The sequence below is a fragment of the Kitasatospora sp. NPDC056783 genome, assembly GCF_042789895.1.
In the GTDB taxonomy this organism is placed as follows: domain Bacteria; phylum Actinomycetota; class Actinomycetes; order Streptomycetales; family Streptomycetaceae; genus Kitasatospora.
This window is the reverse complement of record NZ_JBHUAF010000595.1, coordinates 1-3,169: the sequence shown is the minus strand read 5'-3', so window position 1 is coordinate 3,169 and position 3,169 is coordinate 1. Positions and strand designations below refer to the sequence as shown.

General features: G+C 70.2%; 3 protein-coding genes. All 3 read left to right on the top strand.

Translation table 11 applies throughout. The features are described from left to right. Positions 1-46 precede the first annotated feature (46 nt). Positions 47-1,057 carry an ABC transporter permease gene (locus ACFRMQ_RS39610; protein ID WP_380735751.1) on the top strand — a complete coding sequence of 337 codons (1,011 nt, stop codon included), beginning with the start codon at positions 47-49 and terminating at the stop codon, positions 1,055-1,057. Then, positions 1,054-2,124 (top strand): ABC transporter ATP-binding protein, encoded by a 1,071-nt coding sequence (locus ACFRMQ_RS39605; protein ID WP_380735750.1) that lies wholly within the window; start codon positions 1,054-1,056, stop codon positions 2,122-2,124. Before ACFRMQ_RS39610 ends, ACFRMQ_RS39605 begins: the two co-directional genes overlap by 4 nt. A gap of 34 nt (positions 2,125-2,158) precedes the next feature. Next, positions 2,159-3,169: ABC transporter ATP-binding protein (locus ACFRMQ_RS39600; RefSeq protein ID WP_380735748.1), on the top strand; the 1,011-nt coding region annotated here is incomplete at its 3' end.

The window sequence follows — 3,169 nt, the reverse complement described above, 5'->3', positions numbered from 1 at the left end:
GTCCGGAAGATCCCGGACGGCGGCGGGCCGCCGGAGCCGCCCAACTGTGTTTGCCTACATCATCCGCAGGATCATCGCGGCGGCGATTTTGCTGCTGGTCGTCAGTGCCGTCACCTTCGCGATCTTCTTCCTGCTCCCGCGTCTCGCCGGGGAGACGGCCGACCAACTGGCCGCCCAGTACATCGGGAAGAACCCGTCGCCCGAGGCGATCGCGGCGGTCAAGCAGAACCTCGGCCTCGAACAACCGCTGTACACCCAGTACGGGAAGTTCCTGAAGGGGCTGGTGAGCGGCGCCGAGTACACGTTCGGCCCGGAACCGGCCACCTGTCACGTGCCCTGCTTCGGCTACTCCTTCAAGAACCACCTGGAGGTCTGGCCCGAGCTGACCAAGCGGATCCCGGTCACCGCCTCGCTGGCCGCCGGCGCCGCCGTGCTCTGGCTGGTCTCCGGTGTCGCCACCGGCGTCGTCTCCGCGCTCAAGCCGCGCTCGATCTTCGACCGGCTCTCCATGGGCGTCGCACTCGCCGGCGTCTCGCTGCCGGTCTTCTTCACCGGCGCGCTGCTGCTCACGCTGTTCAGCTACGAGTGGCCGATCCTGGACAACCTGCAGTACGTGAACCTCACCGACGACCCGCTGATGTGGGCCCGCAACCTGATCCTGCCGTGGATCTCGCTGGCCTTCCTCTACTCCGCGCTCTACGCCCGGCTCACCCGCGCCGGAATGCTGGAGACCATGAGCGAGGACTACATCCGCACCGCCCGGGCCAAGGGCCTGGCCGAGAGCAAGGTCGTCACCCGGCACGGGCTGCGCGCCGCGCTCACCCCGATCGTCACGATCTTCGGTATGGACCTCGGGCTGCTGCTCGGCGGCGCGCTGATCACCGAACAGGTCTTCTCGCTCCAGGGCGTCGGTCAGTTCGCCGTCCAGGCGATCGCCGACAACGACCTGCCCAAGATCCTCGGCGTCACCCTGCTCGCCGCCTTCTTCATCGTCGTCTGCAACCTCGTGGTCGACCTCCTGTACGCGCTCGTCGACCCCCGGGTGAGGCTCACGTGACCGACCTCCAGAAGACCCAGGCGGACGCCGCGCCGGCCCCGACCGGCGACCCGTTCCTCTCCGTGCGCGACCTGCGGATCCACTTCGACACCGACGACGGCCTGGTCCGCTCGGTGGACGGGGTCAGCTTCGACCTGCACAAGGGCCGCACCCTCGGCATCGTCGGCGAGTCCGGCTCCGGCAAGTCCGTCACCTCGCTGGGCATCATGGGCCTGCACCGCTCCAAGCGGGCCCGGATCAGCGGCGAGATCCGGCTGAACGGTGAGGACCTGATCGCGGCCGGCCCCGACCGGGTGCGCCAACTGCGCGGCCGCGAACTGGCGATGATCTTCCAGGACCCGCTGACCGCGATGCACCCCTACTACACGGTGGGGCAGCAGATCGTGGAGGCGTACCGGGTGCACCACCCCCAGGCCTCCAAGAAGCAGGCCCGGGCACGCGCGGTCGAGATGCTCGACCGGGTCGGCATCCCGCAGCCGGACCGCCGGGTGGACGACTACCCGCACCAGTTCTCCGGCGGCATGCGCCAGCGCGCGATGATCGCCATGGCGCTGGTCAACGACCCCTCGCTGCTGATCGCGGACGAGCCCACCACCGCCCTGGACGTCACCGTCCAGGCGCAGATCCTGGACCTCATCCGCGATCTCCAGGAGGAGTTCGGCTCCGCCGTCATCGTGATCACCCACGACCTCGGGGTGGTCGCCGAGCTGGCCGACGACGTCCTGGTCATGTACGGCGGCAAGTGCGTCGAGCGAGGCCCGGCCGAAACGCTCTTCGACTCGCCCGAACACCCGTACACCTGGGGCCTGCTGGGCTCGATGCCGCGACTGGACCGGGAGCTCCAGGACCGGCTGGTGCCGGTCAAGGGCACCCCGCCCAGCCTGATCAACGTGCCGTCGGGCTGCGCCTTCCACCCGCGCTGCCCGTACGCCGCACTGACCGGGGGACGCTCCACGAGCGAGGTCCCGGTGCTGTCCGAGGCCGAGCCCGGACACTTCGCGGCCTGCCACCTGGCGGCCGGCGAGCGGCACCGCATCTTCGCCGAAGAGATCGCGCCCCGGCTGTGAGCCCGGCCACGTACCACCTTCCTGGAGAGAACCGATGACGGACACTCAGACGGCGCGGACCCCGTCCCCGGCACCCGCCGCAGGCCGCGAGCCGCTGCTGAAGGTGGCCGGCCTGGCCCGGCACTTCCCGATCCGCAGCGGGCTGCTGCGGCGCCAGACCGGCGCGGTGCGGGCCGTCGACGGCATCGACTTCACGGTCAACGCCGGCGAGACGCTCGGCGTCGTGGGCGAGTCCGGCTGCGGCAAGTCGACCATGGGCCGACTGGTCACCCGGCTCGACGAACCGACCCGCGGGACCATCGAGTTCGAGGGCACCGACATCACCCACCTGAGCGTCGGGGCGATGCGGCCGTTGCGCCGCGACATCCAGATGATCTTCCAGGACCCGTACTCCTCGCTGAACCCCCGGCACACCGTGGGCACCATCGTCGGAGCGCCGTTCAAGCTCCAGAACGCGGTGCCGGACGGCGGGTTGAAGAAGACGGTCCAGGAGCTGCTGGAGCTGTGCGGGCTCAGCCCCGAGCACTACAACCGCTACCCGCACGAGTTCTCCGGCGGCCAGCGCCAGCGCATCGGCATCGCCCGGGCGCTCGCGCTGAAGCCGAAGATGATCGTCGCGGACGAGCCGGTCTCCGCGCTGGACGTCTCGATCCAGGCGCAGGTGGTCAACCTGCTGGACGACCTCCAGCAGGAGCTCGGGCTGACCTACCTGATCATCGCGCACGACCTCTCGGTGGTCCGGCACGTCTCGGACCGGGTCGCGGTGATGTACCTCGGCAAGATCGTGGAGATCGCCGACCGGGACTCGCTCTACCGCAGCCCGATGCACCCGTACACCAACGCGCTGATGTCCGCGGTGCCCGTCCCCGACCCGCGCCGCCGGCAGCGCTCGGGCCGCGAGCGCATCCTGCTCACGGGCGACGTCCCCTCGCCGATCAACCCGCCCAGCGGCTGCCGCTTCCGCACCCGGTGCTGGAAGGCGCAGGAGGTGTGCGCGAGCGAGGAGCCGCCGCTGGTGGTGCTCGAGACCGGGCACGAGGTGGCG